The organism is Shewanella inventionis (assembly GCF_019931735.1).
Taxonomy (GTDB): Bacteria; Pseudomonadota; Gammaproteobacteria; order Enterobacterales; family Shewanellaceae; genus Shewanella; species Shewanella inventionis.
This window is the reverse complement of sequence record NZ_CP082926.1, coordinates 956,122-975,716: the sequence shown is the minus strand read 5'-3', so window position 1 is coordinate 975,716 and position 19,595 is coordinate 956,122. Positions and strand designations below refer to the sequence as shown.

At 43.8% G+C, this 19,595-nt stretch carries 13 protein-coding genes; 7 read left to right on the top strand and 6 right to left on the bottom strand.

The window, feature by feature from the left end; translation table 11 throughout:
* The first annotated feature begins 179 nt into the window (after positions 1-179).
* Positions 180-2,555, top strand: coding sequence for a bifunctional diguanylate cyclase/phosphodiesterase (locus K8B83_RS04460; protein ID WP_223419237.1), 2,376 nt, complete (start codon positions 180-182; stop codon positions 2,553-2,555).
* Between the two features lie 3 nt (positions 2,556-2,558).
* Here K8B83_RS04460 and K8B83_RS04455 read toward each other — a convergent pair whose 3' ends face one another.
* Both K8B83_RS04455 and K8B83_RS04450 read right to left on the bottom strand, forming a co-directional pair.
* Positions 2,559-3,938: a sigma-54-dependent transcriptional regulator gene (locus K8B83_RS04455; RefSeq protein WP_223419235.1), complete on the bottom strand. Its 1,380-nt coding sequence runs from the start codon at positions 3,936-3,938 to the stop codon at positions 2,559-2,561.
* Between the two features lie 3 nt (positions 3,939-3,941).
* A complete protein-coding gene (locus tag K8B83_RS04450) occupies positions 3,942-5,906 on the bottom strand; it encodes an ATP-binding protein (protein ID WP_223419234.1) in 1,965 nt (654 codons plus the stop codon).
* 425 nt (positions 5,907-6,331) lie between these two features.
* Between K8B83_RS04450 and K8B83_RS04445 the strand changes: the two genes are divergently transcribed.
* Positions 6,332-8,122, top strand: coding sequence for a flavocytochrome c (locus K8B83_RS04445; RefSeq protein WP_223419232.1), 1,791 nt, complete (start codon positions 6,332-6,334; stop codon positions 8,120-8,122).
* A gap of 157 nt (positions 8,123-8,279) precedes the next feature.
* On the opposite strand, the gene K8B83_RS04440 is transcribed toward K8B83_RS04445, so the two are convergent.
* A complete protein-coding gene (locus tag K8B83_RS04440) occupies positions 8,280-8,849 on the bottom strand; it encodes a DUF7010 family protein (protein WP_223419230.1) in 570 nt (189 codons plus the stop codon).
* Between the two features lie 243 nt (positions 8,850-9,092).
* Between K8B83_RS04440 and K8B83_RS04435 the strand changes: the two genes are divergently transcribed.
* Together K8B83_RS04435 and K8B83_RS04430 are read left to right on the top strand one after the other, a co-directional pair.
* The gene (locus K8B83_RS04435) at positions 9,093-9,584 is read left to right on the top strand and encodes a DUF2798 domain-containing protein (protein WP_188739601.1); all 492 of its coding nucleotides are present in this window, start codon (positions 9,093-9,095) and stop codon (positions 9,582-9,584) included.
* 15 nt (positions 9,585-9,599) lie between these two features.
* The gene (locus K8B83_RS04430) at positions 9,600-9,911 is read left to right on the top strand and encodes a DUF3861 domain-containing protein (protein ID WP_188739602.1); all 312 of its coding nucleotides are present in this window, start codon (positions 9,600-9,602) and stop codon (positions 9,909-9,911) included.
* A 144-nt stretch (positions 9,912-10,055) separates the two neighbouring features.
* Here K8B83_RS04430 and ssb read toward each other — a convergent pair whose 3' ends face one another.
* Together ssb and K8B83_RS04420 are read right to left on the bottom strand one after the other, a co-directional pair.
* The gene (gene ssb, locus K8B83_RS04425) at positions 10,056-10,763 is read right to left on the bottom strand and encodes a single-stranded DNA-binding protein (protein ID WP_188739603.1); all 708 of its coding nucleotides are present in this window, start codon (positions 10,761-10,763) and stop codon (positions 10,056-10,058) included.
* A gap of 77 nt (positions 10,764-10,840) precedes the next feature.
* Positions 10,841-12,208: an MFS transporter gene (locus K8B83_RS04420; protein ID WP_188739604.1), complete on the bottom strand. Its 1,368-nt coding sequence runs from the start codon at positions 12,206-12,208 to the stop codon at positions 10,841-10,843.
* 241 nt (positions 12,209-12,449) lie between these two features.
* Between K8B83_RS04420 and uvrA the strand changes: the two genes are divergently transcribed.
* The 3 genes from uvrA (at position 12,450) to K8B83_RS04405 (ending at position 18,436) form a co-directional block, all read left to right on the top strand.
* A complete protein-coding gene (uvrA, locus tag K8B83_RS04415; protein ID WP_223419229.1) occupies positions 12,450-15,329 on the top strand; it encodes an excinuclease ABC subunit UvrA in 2,880 nt (959 codons plus the stop codon).
* Between the two features lie 41 nt (positions 15,330-15,370).
* The gene (locus K8B83_RS04410) at positions 15,371-16,339 is read left to right on the top strand and encodes a M28 family peptidase (protein ID WP_223419227.1); all 969 of its coding nucleotides are present in this window, start codon (positions 15,371-15,373) and stop codon (positions 16,337-16,339) included.
* A 252-nt stretch (positions 16,340-16,591) separates the two neighbouring features.
* Positions 16,592-18,436: a DEAD/DEAH box helicase gene (locus K8B83_RS04405; RefSeq protein ID WP_188739607.1), complete on the top strand. Its 1,845-nt coding sequence runs from the start codon at positions 16,592-16,594 to the stop codon at positions 18,434-18,436.
* A gap of 179 nt (positions 18,437-18,615) precedes the next feature.
* On the opposite strand, the gene K8B83_RS04400 is transcribed toward K8B83_RS04405, so the two are convergent.
* A complete protein-coding gene (locus K8B83_RS04400; protein ID WP_188739608.1) occupies positions 18,616-19,584 on the bottom strand; it encodes a DMT family transporter in 969 nt (322 codons plus the stop codon).
* Positions 19,585-19,595: the final 11 nt, after the last annotated feature.

Below are 19,595 nucleotides of genomic sequence, written 5' to 3'. Positions count from 1 at the left end.
AAGGTAAACACCTAATGCGCGATTATTGTCTCTAATCTTAGTAAGTAATAAGGGGTAAGTTTTACCCAATATGCTCTAGCGCTGATCTTTTGCCTATTGATTATATTTCTAATTTTTAAAATTTAACCTATTCTAGATTATTAGGTTCGCTGGCTGATTGTTACTCCAATTGAGGCTGTATGGCAAAAGCAAAAAATCACACAATGACTAACAGTATTGGCCGTTGGATGCTCTATTCAATGACAGTGCTTTTGATCATTGCTGGTACATGCTTTCTCTGGATTTCAACCCACCTAATCAATTCGCGTTTTGATAATTTTGATGTGAAATTTTACGAACAACAACTGGTGCGCGTGAACAGTGTCATTGAGCAAAATAATTTGGCCTTTGAAGCAAGCCTGATTGATTATGCCCATTGGGACGACACTGACCGGTTTGTTCGTGGTAATAATCCTACCTACATCGAGGACAGTTTTCCTCCAGAGGCACTTGAAAATATTCAAGTTGATGGTGTTATTGTGACTCATATAGATGGCAACACAGTCACAGCACCAGTGATGGCTCAAGCTGGCAGTTTAATCTCGATGCCTGAGGATTTATGGGCAGCGCTGAAACCAGTATTACCTTCGCTGATGTCGCCTAATCAATCGACCGTAACCAGTACGATTGTTTGGCATAATCATATTGGTGTTTTACTTTCTGGTGTCGCCATTACCAACAATTACAAAGATGCACCTACAAGCGGTTATTTGTTTTTTGTCCGTCTGTTAGACGATTCGTTTTTGACTATTTTACGCTCATCAGCTCTTGTGCCCTTTGATTTGATCGAAAGCCCAACTACGACACAATCAATCACGTCAATCGAGCATCAAAATGATGCTATGGCCCAATGGCACGCCACGCAAACATTGGCTGGGTTGGCTGCAAAAATACAGGTGCAAGGCGGGACTCACTTGCAGGCAGAACGGGACCTCACCTTCACATTATTACTATTTGGCGTAATAGGTGTAACCCTGGTATCACTCATTGGTCTTTATTGGATTGTATATTTTAAAGTATTAAACCGACTGCATATATTTTCGGACCTTGCAGACCAATATCGACAAGCGCCCCATTCAGCCGTTCGTTGGCCAGTTAATGGTCACGATGAATTAGACAATCTTGCACAGTCGCTAAATGAATTTATTTCCGAAGTGGAAGTTAGGCATGATGATTTGCATCATTTAGCACATCACGATCCTCTAACCGGTATAGGCAATCGACGACTATTGCACGCACAACTCGACATCAACATGCGCCAACACGAGCTCAATACTCGGTTTTCGAGCACATTACTGTTACTCGATCTTGATGGTTTTAAATTACTAAATGATGGCTTAGGCCATGCTGCCGGGGATTATATTTTAAAACTAATTGCCCAAAGAATGACTTCACTCGTTCGGCTTGATGACACAGTAGTTCGCTTGGGTGGTGACGAATTTGCTATTTTATTAGAAAACACCACACCAGAGGCAGCTCAACCGTTTGCAGAACACTTACTCAAGCAAATTGCAGAGTCGTTTGAATATGACAATCATAAACTCACTCTACGCGCATCCATTGGGCTCGCTTCGCTTCAATATACGCTTTCGAAAGAAGATGTGATTCGTAATGCCGATCTGGCCATGTATGAAGCAAAACGCAGAGGTAAAAACCAAGTTGTAGTATTTAAAGTGAATTTCCTTGATATCGTATCGCGTCGCATGCAGCTTGAACAAGCATTGCGAGAAGCCTTAAATAATCAAGAGTTAGATATTTGGTTTCAACCGATTTTAGATGCAAAAAATGGGCGTGTTATTGGCTTGGAAGCGCTGTCTCGCTGGAAATTAAGCAATGAACAAATTCCGCCAGATGAGTTTATCAGCATTGCAGAAACATCTGGAATGATCACAAAACTTGGCCGTCAAGTGTTTGATAAAGTCGGCGCGGCACTACAAGAATTGCGTGTTGAATACCCCGATCTGCAATGCAATGTGAACCTGTCTTTAAGGCAGTTTAGGGATTCAGACCTCACAGAAGATATTTTCCTGTGCCTTGCAAAATATCAATTACCGCCCTCGGCGCTACATTTAGAGCTTACTGAAAGCATGATTGCTGAATCCGAAACTGAAATATTGCCCACCATGCAAAACCTGGTAAGTCATGGATTTAAATTTCATTTAGATGACTTTGGTACAGGATACTCATCACTTGAGCGCCTAAAAAATTTACCCTTTGACACCTTAAAAATTGATCGCAGTTTTGTTGTACCGTTAAGGCAAGATGATCATGTTATGGTAAAAAATATTATCAATATTGGCCACGAATTAGGCATGAACCTGATTGCAGAAGGCGTAGAAACTGAAGTCGAAGTGAAAAAGTTACTTCAGCTAGGTTGCCATCACATCCAAGGTTATTATTTTGCACGGCCAATGCCCTTAGAAGAGCTAAAAGTCTGGCTGACAGAGCAAACACAAGCATTAGCGACAAACACACAGGCGAAAAATAGCGAGCTTAATAGTTTAGCAAGTAAATAAACATTACCCCCCTTTCAAACGCCGGCTCAGGGCGCTTTGGCTGATCCCCAACAGTTGTGCTGCCGCGGTTTGGTTATTAGCAGTGCGACTCATGGCTTCATCGACCAATGCCTGGTTCATTTGGGCAATGGTCGGCAGCTGTTTAGGAAAAATCATTCGGTCTTGTGGTGTCGCGGTTAATGATTTGTGTTCATTAATCGCTACCATAAAAGCTGAGGTATTAAGCGCAACACCATCACTTCTGCTTACTGCATCAAACACCATACTTTTGAGTTCGTGCAAATTCCCAGGAAAATCATAACTGGACAGTTTATTTGCTAAGTCAGTAGGTTGAATAGGTGCAGGCAACTTCATTTCTGTAGCAGCGAGCACAATAAAATGGTTGATTAACATTGCAATGTCCAACGGCCTTTCGGCTAACGTCGGTAACTTAATTTTATGAGTCCGCAAGCGATATAACAGATCGCTTCTAAACTTACCCGCTTGGTGAAGTTTAAGTAAATCATCCTGAGTGGATACCACAAATTTACATTTTACTGGGTAAGCAGTGTCACTGCCTAAAGGATAGTATTGTTTGGTTTCTAATAAGGTAAGCAGCTTAACCTGAGCATCGAGCGGCAAGGCATCGATATCGTTAAGGTACAGCACTCCAGAGCCTACTTGATGCAGCAAACCCGCAACAGCGTCAAGCTCTCCGTTGTGGTGATGATACAGCTGACCACACATTTTTTGCTCAAATATCTCACTGCTCATGCTGGCTAAATGGATACTTATAAAAGGTTCATTTGGGCTGAAGAGCGCATGGCAAAATTTGGCAAATTCAGTTTTGCCTGTGCCACTCGCACCAATAATAAGCAGTGGTTCAGCACTGCCAGACACGGCTTCAAGATAGCGAAATTGATCTAAGAGTTGCGGCTCGCAGGTTAAAATATTATTAAATGCTTGCGGATTGTCTAACGTTCGGCTTAAAAACTTTTCTTTAATATTAAGATAGTTACGCTCAAGACCAACCACCTCGAGTGCACGGCGAACTGTCCGAGCAAGATTGTCTACATTATCTGTTTTAATAAAATAATCATAAGCGCCATTTTTAATACATCGCACAGCGGTGTCGACTTCGTTAACCCCGGTAACAATAATGACTCGAGTATTCGGAAAATCACTGCGGATCATCGCCAGTAGTGCTTCGCCTGAATGAAATGGCATAGTGAGGTCAACTAATACGAGAGCATAATCGCCAACCTGTAAGCGGTTTTGTACCTGACGACTGTCAATGCAAGTGTCAATTTCGGCCTCAGGCACTAATCGATTTAAGGTAACCGCTAATGTGCGTAACCACGCAGCTTCATCGTCGACTAACAAAATATTTCGGGCAAGTTTCATTGGTTACTCTTTTGCTAAGGCAAACGTTAAGTGAATGCGGGTACCGTTACCCACACTCGACAGTATTTGCATTTCACCTTGATGTTCTTTAATAATTTTACTGCAAACAGATAAGCCTAATCCGCTGCCGCCCTCGTGGCGTCTAGTGGTAAAAAAGGGCTCAGTTATTCTTTTTAATGTGGCGCTATCCATGCCGCAACCATTATCACAAATGCTTAATATGGCAGTAGTATTTTGAATGCGGGTTTCAATTTCAATAATGCCTTGCTGTTCAGGACAAGCATTACAGGCATTTTGAATAAGGTTAATTAGCACCTGTTGTAACTGTTGAGCATCACCATTAATACAGGGGCGTTGCTCTGTTAGCTGGGTGATAACTTGATAAAATTTGGTTTGGTTGGCCGTTAAACGCAGCGCGACTTGCACCACATCATTAAGACACACCTGCGTATATTCATCGGCAATATACGGCATAGCATAACGCTTTAAGTCATTCACAATTCTGCTAATACGTTTAGCGCCTTCTTCAATAGAATTACAACTGTATTGCAACTCTTCTATGGCATTATTAGGCGGTAGCCCGGCGATTAACCAAAACGGATTTTGTTTTTGATAATGAATTGCTGCGGGTGCTAAATCTTTCATCGCTGCACTAAATAACGACACAGCATGGACGATAAGGCCAGTTGGGTTATTAATTTCATGGGCAATACCTGCAGATAACTCACCTAGCGATGCTAAACGACTGGACTCTTCGTTTGCCTGACGTAATCTGTGTTGCTCGGTTGACTCTTCAAGTAACATAACCACTTGGTCTTGGGCTATGGGATGAATTTGTAACTGCCAAAATTGCTGCTGATAACGCATATCTGCAATAAGCGATTTTTGGTTTAATAACACATCCATCACTGCGGTTTTAAGCACAAAAGCATCGTTGTCTATATAGTAAAACTCGTCTGAATCTAACAAATATATATTGTTGTCGTTACTCCATAAATGTTGTAACGCTTGGTTAACGATAGTCACGCCATTGGGTATGCCATCAAGCACAGATTGAAATTGTTGTGACAGTTCAGATATTTCAGCCTCAATCAGTTTACGTTGTATTAATTCAGCATCTAACGCTTTTGCATGACGACGCAAACTAGCACTTATAAACCCAGTGTAAATAAGGCCAGCCGCTGAAATAATGGCAACCACAATTGCCAGGGCAAATAGACGCTTTTCCGTAAAGGTTAAATCCACTTTTTCGCGCCCGGTGCCAAACCATTTATTGACCAATTGATCGTATTCGCCCGATAACTTAAGTTGTCTCAGTGCCTCATTAATTTGATACATCAGCTCGGATTTACTGCCATTGGCAACAAAATTGAATGCCCCGTAAATTAATGCATCACTTGAACTGCGCACCGACGGATACATTGGCATTAAGCGCCGCGCCACAAAGCTTTCGGCAATCACCACATCGACTTGGTTTTTAATCAGTAATTGAAATCCCGTCTCGTATAAATCAACATCGACCCGCTCAAATTTTTGTAGCTTGTCTGAGATGAATACATCAACAAAAGCACCTTTTTTTATCGCCACCCGTTTGCCGACTAAATCGGCCCAATTGTTAATTAACGCCTCATCTTGCAAGGTATACGCCTTAGCATGAGTGGCATAAATAGGGTCTGATTGCGCTAACTTACGGTCCATATTAACAGGGCTCACAACGGCTATCACATCAATGTCGCTGTTTGGATTGTGCACATCGGTGAGTAACTGCTGAAAACTCTTACGCCTAACAATAATGCGAGTGTTCGTCAGTTGACCAATTCTATCCATAAGCTCAACATTAAAGCCTTGATCAACTCCATTATTACGCCATTCTAAAGGGGCGGTATTTGAGTGCACACCAAAGACAATGCTGTCTTGCGCCAGCACTGGCAGAGTAAACAAAAAGAGCACAAAAAATATCAATTTCATGCGCCAATGTTACCGATTTAGCTTATTTGAAACTGTGCAGCATTGCGCATATGAGCAAATCAACATGTAATAAATACGTTTAACCCAAACTCATGATGACACTCAATGTGACCTTGCCCTCCATCTTCCTATGCAAATTTGCATATACCTCTTTATAGCTATGCGTGAGTGCATAGTTCATTTTAAATTTTGTGATTTAGCTGTCATTTCTGAACTCGATATGGGCTATTTCATTGCTGGTTTTAACCTTATAGGCAAAGCTTAATGTGAACAACAAACATAGCTGAACAACTCACAGCATTACAACCTATTGATAAAGTGAAATGACACACGCTTCAGCCTCGCTATAGGTTAGTTAACACAACCAAAAAGCTTCTGTCGTTACAAGGGTAAATCACCACTAAAGACTGGAGAGGGGAATCAAAATGAAAAAGATGAAATTAGCAGCATGCCTTGCCACACTAATGGGCGCAACAGGCTTAATGGGCAATGCAATCGCAGCTGACAACTTAGCTGAATTCCATGCAAAAAATCAGGAGTGTGATAGCTGCCATACCCCAGACGGCGAGTTATCTAATGACAGCCTAACCTATGAAAACGCGCAATGTGTGTCCTGTCACGGTACTTTAGAAGAAGTGGCCGAAACCACAAAACATGAACATTACAATGCACATGCCTCCCACTTTCCAGGTGAGGTCGCTTGTACCTCATGCCATAGCGCTCACGAAAAATCGATGGTGTATTGCGACTCTTGCCATAGCTTCGACTTTAACATGCCATATGCTAAAAAATGGCAGCGTGACGAACCAACCATTGCCGAATTAGCAAAAGACAAAGCAGAACGTCAGGCTGCACTTGCCAGTGAGCCAAAAGACACAGTTGATGTTGTAGTGGTTGGCTCAGGTGGTGCGGGATTCTCAGCAGCCGTAGCTGCCCATGACAATGGCGCTAAGGTGATTTTAATTGAAAAAGAACCGGTGATTGGCGGTAATGCCAAGTTAGCGGCTGGCGGCATGAACGCAGCCTGGACAGATCAACAAAAAGCCAAAGACATTAAAGACAGCGCAGAATTAATGTACAAAGACACAATGAAAGGCGGCGGAGAGATTAACGACCCAGCCTTAGTAAACATTTTAAGCTCGCACTCTAAAGGCTCTGTTGATTGGATGACCCAAATGGGCGCTGACTTAACTGACGTTGGCATGATGGGCGGTGCATCTGTTAACCGTTCACACCGTCCAACTGGTGGCGCTGGTGTAGGCGCTCATGTAGTACAAGTACTTTACGATAATGCGGTACAACGTAACATAGACTTACGCATGAATACCCGCGGCATTGAAGTGCTTAAAGACGATAAAGGCGCAGTTAAAGGTATCCTGGTAAAAGGCATGTACAAAGGCTACTACTGGGTAAAAGCAGACGCAGTTATTTTAGCAACGGGTGGTTTTGCTAAAAATAATGAACGGGTCTCTAAACTTGACCCTTCACTAAAAGGCTTTATTTCTACTAACCAACCAGGTGCTGTAGGTGATGGTTTAGATGTAGCCGAAAATGCCGGCGGTGCATTAAAAGATATGCAATACATTCAGGCCCACCCAACATTATCAGTAAAAGGCGGGGTAATGATCACTGAAGCGGTGCGAGGTAACGGTGCCATTTTAGTTAACAAAGAAGGTAAACGCTTCGTTAACGAGATCACCACTCGTGATAAAGCATCAGCGGCTATTTTAGCGCAAACCGGTAAAACCGCTTACCTGATTTTTGATGACTCTGTACGTAAATCACTGTCTAAAATTAACCAGTATGTGGGCCTAGGCGTAGCACCATCTGCAGACAGCTTAATGAAATTAGCTGAAATGGAAAACATTGACGGCAAAGCATTAACAGAAACCGTTGCGCGCTATAACAGCTTAGTTACCAGTGGAAAAGACACCGACTTTGATCGCCCTAACCTACCACGCGCACTAAACGAAGGTAACTACTACGCTATCGAGATCACCCCTGGTGTACACCACACCATGGGCGGTGTGATGATAGATACGAAAGCTGAAGTGATGAACGCGAAAAAACAGGTAATCCCTGGTTTATACGGCGCAGGTGAAGTCACAGGTGGCGTGCATGGCGCCAACCGCTTAGGCGGTAATGCGATTTCAGACATCATCACCTTTGGTCGCCTAGCGGGTGAAGAAGCAGCAAAATATTCTAAAAAGCACTAATCGTTCGAGTATTCACTGACTTGCGAGTATCAGTAAAGCCACAGCATGTTGCTGTGGCTTTTTTTGTTCAATAATATTTTTTACTGCGTTGCATAACTTCGCCAGAAAACACTATTTATTCAGTTATAAGCCCTTTTAAACTATTGCTGAGTCGCTACTAAACACTCAACTCCATTTTTTGTTGCTGGCGCCAATGCGACTCCATCACCGGAATAGTAAACCCGTAACACAACACCACAATTAACGGTTGGATTTGAAAGCTAAGTTCAGGCCATAATTGAAAGGCAATAACACAGGCAATGGTGCGGACAATAGCATGTACAATGGCAATTTTTTGCGCGGCGATCACGCCATGCACTAGCCACATTAACCCTGTTTGAATCGCTAACACAAAAGGGAGCGCAAGATAATTTTCCATAAAAAATGGAATGCTAATGCCAAAGGTTAAAAAACTCATTCCTACTGCAGCAAGAAACACATTGTCGAACCAATTACGATTAGCCGCTTTCTTAAAACCAAAGTCTTCCCCCGTTAGCTTAGAGACTCCCATAGCCAAATACACAATTGAGCCCGTACCAATAAATATAGCCATTACCATTTGCGAGGCAGGTAACATAAAGCTTAAAGCAAATAAAATACTCCAAACAATCATGCCAGATAATGGCATCGCCAATGCACGTTGTTGACGGTATTCAATTAACTGCTGATCCAATGATTTATATTGCATGATAAAGCCTCCTTGTTGGTATGAATTAATTATCAACAAAACACTCATTATGCAGTAGTGCACTTTGTCAGCAATCAAAGATGACAAATGTCACCTTAAGGCCTCATCGCTCTCACAGAACCATACGTACGAGCCTCGTGTACACAGTTTCTACAACCAACAAACTAGTTGACATAGTCAACATAAATACATATAGTTGACTTTATCAACATGAAGCACCATTTTAATCCTTCGAGAAACACAATGCATTCACAACCGATTTTGCCAATACCCAGTATCAGTGCAACGAAAACGCCAATAATCTATAAAGTTGCCGTTGTACTCGCGATGATGACCTTTATGGGTGGCTCGCTTATTGGCGTAATGACTTACATCAACCTAGGTTACAGCGACACATTTTTTTATGACTGGTTAATGTCATTTTTGTTTGCTGCAGTCACTGTGATGCCGGCAGGATTTATCTTAATGGCTTTGTTAACACATTTCGTTGAAAAATGGTTACCCAACACCAACGAAAAAAAGCGCAACATTATTGTCGGTTTATTTATGGCAATCACAATGGAGTCGGCAATGGCACTCTCTACCGCCATTAATAATATTGGTTTTAGCAGCCAAGCCTCATTGTTTAACCACTGGCTAGAGGCACTACTCGCCGCACTGCCACTGGGCCTAACGTTAATGATCATCACCTCATTAACCATCAAACCTAAAATTGAACGTTTTTTAAAAAGTTAGTCAGAGGAATTCCTCATGAGCAAAGATAACCAATACCGTATTACTGTTGAACATCTCGACGACACCCAGCAATGCCTTCAACAGTTACAATTTGAATTTCAAGACCGCGAAGATCTATTTAAACTCGTCGAAAACCTTAAAATAGGCAGCGAACTCCCCGATCGAGAAGCCGCTCGATTAAGTGTTGCATTGCGATTACTGGGGCCGTTAATGATACAAAACCGCAAGCATCCAATATTTGTTGAGTTTATGCCGCACTTTAAAACCTTTATGCAAAACTTAAAAACCACCATTAAAAGTGCACTAATTACCAATCAGAATAAATAAGTGATCATTCTTGTGCTGATTGATATAAGTTAAGCAATCAAGATGAAAGCTCAACAATACAATCATATTAAATAAAAAAGCCTTGGCATTAATGCCAAGGCTTTTCGTTAACAGCTTTATCTACATAATTGGATATACTGTAAATTAGAACGGAATATCGTCATCCCAACCTTCATCCAAATCTGGGGTGAAGTTTTGTGCAGGCTGTGGCGCTGGGCGTTGAGCTGGTGCATTTTGCGGTTGGAAGTTACCCTGAGGAGCCGCTGGCTTAGGTGTGTAAGCTGGCGCTTGTTGCCCTGGAGCCGACTGCTGATAACCACCTTGTTGTCCAGCATTAGGCTGACCCTGGTAAGTATTAGTATTGCCAGCAGGTGTAGCTTGGTTATTGTACTGAGGCGCACGTTGCTGAGGCGCTGCAGTTGGTGCTTGGCGAGCTGGCTGACCTTGGTTTGAGTTATAAGCGTTTTGGTTGGCGTTTTGGTTATATTGACCACCGGCATTATCACCAGAATTGCGGCTGTCTAGCATTTGCATTTCCATGGCGTTGATTTCGGTTTTGTAACGGTCTTGACCAGTAGCTTGATCTTGCCATTTGCTGGTTTGCAATTTACCTTCAAGATACACTTTCGAGCCTTTCTTTAAGTACTCGCCAGCAATTTCAGCAAGACGACGATACATCACAATATTGTGCCATTCAGTGCGCTCTTGCACTTGACCTTGTTGGTCTTTCCACGACTCACTTGTCGCTATAGTAAAGTTGGCTACGGCGTTGCCGTTTGGCATGTAACGAACCTCAGGATCTTTACCTAAGTTACCGACCAAAATTACTTTGTTCACACCACGACTAGCCATCGAAATCTCCTGAGATTTTATCTGTTACTTAATCTAAATTTGCTTAATCTGAATACGACTGAAATGATCTACACGATCTATTGTACAGAGCCTAACACAGCTCGGGCTTCGCTTAAATTGAATTTATCATCGGCCTTTAAATAAGCGACCTTTTCTTCAAGCACCACAATGGCTTCGACTACTCCGGCCAATTGCGATAACTCAGTGGCCATCACCTGGGCATCGTTTTTATCTTTTATATTGGCTTCAAGGGTATAACTTTTTAATAACACAGGTTTTTGCATGCCAAAGGTTAATAACAACCACACAAACATCAACCCAAGGGCCACAAAAAACACCCCAGAGGCGCCCACTAATTGATAAGCACCACCACCAAGCATACCACCACAAAAAGCACCTAAAAATTGGCTGGTTGAATACACGCCCATCGCAGAGCCTTTTTCGCCCACAGGGCAAAATTTGGCAATTAAGCTTGGCAGCGAGGCTTCAAGATAATTAAAGCCGGTAAAAAACAACACCACTGCTGCGCTTAACATCCAAATATTGTCAGCAAAAATACCCATAGTTGCTAATGACAACATCATAATCAACAGCGACAACTGAAACATGGTTTTGGTGTTATTACGCTTAACCCCAATAATGATTAACGGCACCATTAAAAAGAACGCACCAATAAACGCTGGGAAATACAGCATCCAATGTTTTTCTTTAACTAAACCGGCGTCCACTAAATCTAGCGGTAACGCAACAAACACCGCGGTTAACACCAAATGCAAAATGAAAATACCCGCATCTAAACGAAACAACTGTGGGTCTAACAGCATGCGTTTTAATTTAGTCGGAGTGGCCACTGTGTCGCCTTTGGGCGCCTGGCTAATGGGGTTAGGTACAAAAAACTGCACAATTAACATGCCTACAATGGCAAGCACTGCAGTTAATAAAAACAGCCCCGTTAGCCCCATATATTGCGCCACAATCGGCCCAACAAGCAGCGATAATGCAAATGAAAAACCAATACACATACCAATCACGGCCATCACTTTGGTGCGTTGTTCATCGCGAGTTAAGTCGGCAGCTAATGCTAATACGGCTGCAGCAATAGCGCCCATACCTTGAACCGCACGGCCAAATACCACACCATATATATGATCAGATGAGGCTGCAATTAAACTGCCAATGGCAAATAATACTAAGCCCGCCAAAATAACTGGCTTACGGCCGTACTTGTCTGACAAAATCCCCATTGGTATTTGCAATACTGCTTGAGTAAGTCCGTAAGCACCAATTGCAATGCCCACCCACAACGGTGAAAAGCCTTCAAGGTGCTGACCATACAACGCGAAGACAGGCATAATCATAAACAGCCCCATCATTCGTAAACCAAACACGCTGGCTAACGAAAACGCGACTTTTTTTTCCATACCCGACAGTCCATTACTGGCCATGCAATTGCCCTTTGAAAATGATTCGTAAAACGATTAGCTGCGCATATTATCACAGCGTAATAAATTAGCTCAAAAGGAAATCGTAGTTTGCGACCTATGCTTCATTTAGTTCATCATTTACTAATCTTGATCCTTATTTACTGCGTATAAACACCATTAATAACAAAATTGATCTGAAGTAGATCCATAACTGTGCGATACTGATCACCGTTTTGTTTACACAAGTCATAGAGCGAGATAGATGGATAAAATTGAAATACGCGGTGCCCGCACCCACAATCTGAAAAACATCAATCTAACAATCCCACGTGACAAACTCATTGTTATTACTGGATTATCTGGTTCCGGAAAATCATCTTTAGCCTTCGATACCCTGTATGCAGAAGGCCAGCGGCGTTATGTCGAATCCTTGTCGGCCTATGCGCGCCAGTTTTTAAGTTTGATGGAAAAGCCCGATGTCGATCATATCGAAGGCTTAAGCCCTGCCATTTCAATTGAGCAAAAATCAACATCGCATAACCCGCGCTCAACGGTCGGTACCATTACCGAAATCTACGACTATTTGCGCCTGCTGTTTGCCCGTGTCGGTGAGCCACGCTGCCCAACGCATAACCTACCTTTGTCGGCACAAACAGTCAGCCAAATGGTTGATAAAGTGCTGGCAATGCCACAAGACAGCCGCCAAATGTTGCTGGCACCTGTGGTAAATGACCGTAAAGGTGAGCACGTTAAACTGCTCGAAAGTTTATCGGCCCAGGGTTACATCCGCGCCCGTATTGACGGCGAAGTATGCGACTTGACCGATCCGCCAACATTAGATTTACATGTAAAACACACCATTGAAGTGGTTGTTGACCGCTTTAAAGTGCGTGAAGACATAAAACAGCGTTTAGCAGAGTCGTTCGAAACCGCATTAGAGTTGTCTGGCGGTATTGCAAAAATCGCCAGCATGGACGATTCAACAACCGAAGAATTAGTGTTTTCGGCAAACTTTGCCTGTCCGCATTGTGGCTATTCGATGGCCGAGCTTGAACCGCGCATTTTCTCGTTTAACAATCCGGCTGGCGCTTGCCAAACCTGTGATGGTTTAGGTGTACAACAATTTTTTGACCCAGAGCGGGTGATCACCAACGACGAATTATCATTAGCAGGTGGCGCGGTAAGAGGCTGGGACAGACGTAACTTTTATTACTTTCAAATGCTCACTTCATTGGCAGAGCATTACAAATTTGACGTTGAAAAGCCCTTTGCTGAACTCAGCGACAAAGTGAAAAAGATTGTCCTGTACGGCTCAGGCAAACAAAAAATTGCTTTTAAGTACATTAACGACCGTGGTGACGTGGTAGTGCGTAACCATCCGTTTGAAGGCATTTTAAATAACATGGACAGGCGTTACCGCGAAACCGAAAGCAACTCGGTGCGCGACGAACTGTCTAAATTTATTAATATGCAGCCTTGTAAAAGCTGTGGTGGCTCACGCCTACGCGAAGAAGCCCGCAACGTGTTTATTGGCGAGCTTAACTTGCCGCAATTAACCACCTGGTCCATTGGCGAAGCCAAAACCTACTTTGATACTGTCGCTTTTGAGGGCCAACGGGCACAAATTGCCGAAAAAATCTTAAAAGAAATCAGCGAACGTTTAGGCTTTTTGGTCAACGTGGGACTTAACTATTTAAGCTTATCGCGCTCAGCCGAAACCTTGTCGGGCGGTGAAGCACAGCGGATCCGGTTAGCCAGCCAAATTGGCGCTGGCCTAGTAGGCGTAATGTACGTATTGGATGAACCTTCAATTGGTTTGCATCAACGCGACAACGAACGTTTATTACAAACGCTTATTCATCTGCGTGACTTAGGCAATACCGTGATTGTGGTTGAGCACGACGAAGACGCCATTCGCCTTGCCGATCATGTTATCGACATTGGCCCTGGCGCTGGTGTACACGGTGGCGAAGTGATTTGCGACGGCACCTTAGACGATATTCTTAACTGTGAAGAGTCGGTCACTGGCCAGTATATTTCTGGCAAAAAGCAAATTCACATCAGCGACGAGCGCACGCCAATGGACCCTAAAAAAGTCATTGAACTATTTGGCGCATCGGGTAACAACCTCAAGGATGTCGATCTCACCATTCCAATTGGCCTGTTCACCTGCATTACAGGTGTGTCTGGCTCAGGTAAATCGACCCTAATTAACGACACCTTCTTTAAAATTGCCCATCGCATGCTAAATGGTGCCACGGTCGACGAACCTGCTCCTTATAAAAGCATTAAAGGCATGGAACAATGCGACAAGGTTGTCGACATCGACCAAAGCCCGATTGGCCGCACGCCGCGCTCAAACCCAGCAACTTACACGGGTATATTTACCCCAATACGTGAGTTGTTTGCCGGCACACAAGAGTCGCGTACCCGAGGTTATCAAGTGGGCCGCTTCTCATTTAACGTTAAAGGCGGACGCTGTGAGGCTTGCCAAGGCGATGGCTTAATTAAAGTTGAGATGCACTTTTTACCAGACGTGTATGTGCCTTGCGACTCATGTAAAGGTAAGCGCTATAACCGCGAAACCTTGGAAGTGAAATACAAAGGCAAAAACATTCACGAAGTGCTGCAAATGACCGTTGAAGATGCGCGCAGCTACTTTGATGCCATCCCATCAATTGCACGCAAACTGCAAACGCTAATGGATGTCGGCCTGTCGTATATTCGCCTGGGCCAAAGTGCAACTACCCTGTCTGGCGGTGAAGCGCAGCGAGTTAAACTGGCAAAAGAGCTCTCTAAACGCGACACGGGTAAAACCTTGTACATTTTAGATGAACCAACCACCGGCCTGCACTTTGCAGACATTCAGCTATTGTTAGATGTATTGCATCGTTTAAAGTCCCATGGCAATACTGTTGTGGTGATTGAACACAATTTAGATGTGATTAAAACCGCAGACTGGATTGTAGACTTAGGCCCAGAAGGCGGCTCAGGCGGCGGAATGATTTTAGCCACTGGCAGCCCAGAAGATGTTGCCGAGCACCCTGAGTCACATACCGCTCGATTCTTAAAGCCGATGCTTGCTATCCATAAGCAACGTGCTAAAAACAAAGTAAAAGTACAAACAAAAGCGAAAAAGTAGGCTTATGTTCCCATCCACCCATAACAAAGAGGAGTGCCAATATGTTCATGCCTCTTACTCGTTATCGGGTGGTTGGGTTGCTTTTATCACTCATATTAACCAGCGGTTGCAGCTCCCACTTGCCCGATTGCTCCTCCGCATTTACCACCACTTGGCCTGACGCAACTGAGCAAATACATCACGATATCAGCCAACTGGCTTCTGCTGAATTTCAAGGGCGTAAAACTGCTACATCTGGCTCTCACGCTGCGCAAACATTTTTGATTGCACGATTTAAGCAACTCGGGCTGACACCCTGGCACGACAGCTTTGCCATTCCCTTTACATTTGAACACCAATTTTCAACCATTACTGGCACTAATTTAGTTGCCACAATACCGGCAAAAGTCCCTTCACGACGTTGGCGGATCATCACGGCCCATTACGATCATTTGGGCCAAAAAGGCAGCAAGTTTTATCCAGGCGCAGACGACAATGCCTCTGGCGTTGCGGGTATGTTAGCCATTGCGCAGCGTTGGCAACAAGCGCCACTCAATGACATTAACCTGATGGTCGTTGCTACCGATGCCGAAGAGCCTGGATTATTTGGCAGTTATGCTCTGGTGGAGTTACTGAAAAATGACCCCATGATAGAAGTCGAGTTAAGCGTCAATTTAGACATGATTGGCCACCCTAATAGACGCAGAGCCATATACATGGAAGGTGAAAAAAACCTGCCGCTGTTTGAAACCATCAGGGCGCAACTGCTGCAAAAAACACAATTATGCATTCGCACACATCGCAGTAGTTTACTTAGCGGACGCTTACAAAAAACCGATTGGTTAAGAGCATCTGATCATTATCCCTTCCACAAAGCGGGCTATAAATGGGTATATTTTGGTGTGCCGCCACATGCGCAATACCACACCGAAGATGACACGCCAGACACATTAGACACCGATTTTATTGTTGCCGTGGTCGAAACCGTATATCAACTGCTAAGTATTGATAACCTCACGCAATCCCCCTAAACACAGAACAAACCCAATAATCGTTCACTTTTCAAACAATTAATAAACACTACAAATCAAGAATCAGGCCAATCTTAATGAATAATCGGCAAATTAATGTTTATTTTCAGTTTTTCCGTGGTCAAATCGCATACTTGCTGCTATAATATGCCCCCTTATCGGCGCGGGAAATCGACACGGGGTTGATTTTCTGTCTGTGAAACTTTAGCACGAGCTTCCGAACTTCGTGCGCATCCACAAGGCTACAACTCAATGTCATCCAATGAAAGAACTTTCCGCGAACTCGGCCTGTCTGAGTATTTGTTGCGTTCACTCGACGAGCTTGGTTATGAAAAACCAACGCCAATCCAGTCAGCCAGTATCGACCCGCTTATGGCAGGTAAAGATATTATTGGTCAAGCGCAAACCGGTACCGGTAAAACAGGTGCATTCGCCCTGCCTTTACTAAACAAAATCGACATGAAAATCAACGCTCCACAGATTTTAGTGTTGGCTCCAACTCGTGAACTAGCCGTTCAGGTTGCAGAAGCTTTTGGTAGCTATGCAAAACACATGAAAGGCTTCCACGTACTGCCGATTTACGGCGGTCAAAGCATGCAACAACAGTTAAACGCCCTTAAGCGTGGCCCGCAAGTGATTGTTGGTACACCAGGTCGTGTAATGGATCACATGCGTCGTGGCACACTTAAATTAGACTCATTAAAAGCATTAGTGCTTGATGAAGCTGATGAAATGTTAAAAATGGGATTCATCGATGATATCGAATGGGTACTAGAACATAAGCCAGCTAACAGCCAACTTGCGTTGTTCTCTGCTACCATGCCTGAGCAAATCAAGCGCGTAGCAAACAAGCATTTAAGCAACCCTGTTAACATCAGCATTGCTGCAAGCCACACGACTGTTGAGTCAATTGACCAACGTTTTGTGCAAGTTTCTCAACACAACAAACTTGAAGCGTTAGTACGCGTATTAGAAGTTGAAAATACTGAAGGTATTATCATTTTCGTTCGTACACGTAACAGCTGTGTTGAATTAGCCGAAAAATTAGAAGCTCGCGGTTACGCATCATCACCACTACACGGTGACATGAACCAACAAGCACGTGAGCGTGCTGTTGATCAGCTAAAACGTGGCAAACTAGACATTTTGATTGCAACTGACGTTGCAGCCCGTGGTTTAGACGTTGAACGTATTGGTCACGTAGTAAACTACGACATTCCTTACGATTCAGAAGCTTATGTACACCGTATTGGTCGTACTGGTCGTGCTGGCCGTACCGGTATGGCAATTTTGTTTGTGACCAATCGTGAAATGCGTATGTTACGCACTATCGAACGTGCAACAAACAGCCGTATTTCTCCAATGAAGGTACCTAGCCCTGAGACTGTTGCAGAGCGTCGTTTATCTCGTTTAGGTGAGCAAATCCAAGAAACCTTAAACGGCGACTTAGATTTCATGAAAAACGCCGTAGCTGAGTTATGCCAACAGCTTGAAGTCGACACCGACTTACTAGCGGCTGCATTATTACAACAAGTGCAGCAAGAGCGTCCGCTACAGTTACCAAACATTACTGAACGTCAACGTGATTCACGTGATGAGCGCAGTGATCGTGGAAGTGATCGTGGTGACCGCAATAGCGACCGTCCACGTCGTGAGCGTAGTGATCGCAGCAGCCGTCCAGCTCCTACCAGCTTTGGTAGCGCAGACACATTAAAAGATAACCCAGACGTTAAAATGAACCGTTATGTTATCGATGTGGGTCGTGAAAATGGCGTAGGCGTGGGTAACATTGTTGGCGCGATTGCTAACGAAGCTAACATCGACAGCCGTTTCATTGGTCAAATCCAATTATTCGACCAAGTAACTACCGTTGACTTACCAGATGGCATGCCAAAAGACATTCTTGCTCACCTTAAAAAGGTGCGTGTATGTGGCCGCCCATTAAATATCCGTGAAGCCGGTGATGAAGTGTTTGCTGATTCTGGCCGTGGTGCGCCACGTAAGCCTCGCAGTGACCGCCCTCGTGGTGATCGTCCACGCGGTGACCGTCCAGCTGGTGCTGAGCGTCGTCCACGTAAGCCACATGACAATGGCTAATCATTCATTTGAATGACACAAAAAATGGAGCCTAACGGCTCCATTTTTGTTTTCTGCTTTAATAGTAAAGACTCTAGAGCGCTACGCTGCTAGGTTCTAGAGTAATAGTGCGCTTGTTATCATTTCTAGCAAGGCGCAGTCCGCTCTTGCAGCGAAGCGACCCCTAGTAATAATCCTGATTACAGTACCGTCCTGAACGCTTTAGCCTGTTTGCGCTTTTGATACATGGGCACAATTTGCACCGTAAATACTGCGCATACAATCAATACAATGCCCATCAATGATAATAAATCGATATTGGCACTGCTAAATACCCCGCCCCACCAGCCTAAACTGACCACAAGTTCGGTCGCCGTAAAACTCAACACAGGTGTTAATGACAACATTGCACTCACTTGCGCCGTTGGCCAATAATGCATTGCCTGACCAAAGCAGCCATAGGCAATTAATGTATTAGCACCGCAAAATAATACTATCCACCATTGGGGTAATGTCATGGCGTCAAACTGACTAAAATCACTAAAGGGTGCCATGACCAAAATGCCCAGCGCATAAATAAAGAGCAATACATTGCTAGGCGATATTCGCTGGCTAACAGACTTTTGTAATAGCGCATAACTGGTCCACGACATCACCGAAAACTGCACAATCATAATACCGATTAGCACTTGCTCATCACGGGCTTGATCCATATCGAGTTGCGGATGGAAAAACATCAACATACCAAGGGCAAGTGTGGCAAAACAGCTAAGCTGAAAGGCATTAAAACGTTCTTTAAAAAATAACACCCCACCAAAAGCTAAAAAGAAGGGCGCAGTTTGAAAGTTAAGCTGTGCAGTGCCTGGGGCTAAGTAACTCAATGAATACACAAACGACACGTAATTGCACATCAGCAACACACCCGCCAATGTCAGCTTTACCCAAATAGCACGGGGAAGCCCAACAAATTGCCGTAGTGCGCCTATTTTCCATTGAATGAGTAACGTCACCACAAGCGCCATCAAAAAACGAAACCAAGTCAAGGTCACTGGGGTAATAAAACTGCCAGATAATTTTAGCGCTATTGGTAAAATGCCCCAGAAAAACACCGCAATAGAGACAAATATCAGCCCTAAACGGTTATTGGCACTTTGTTGTTCTGCTGTCACTGATATTTACT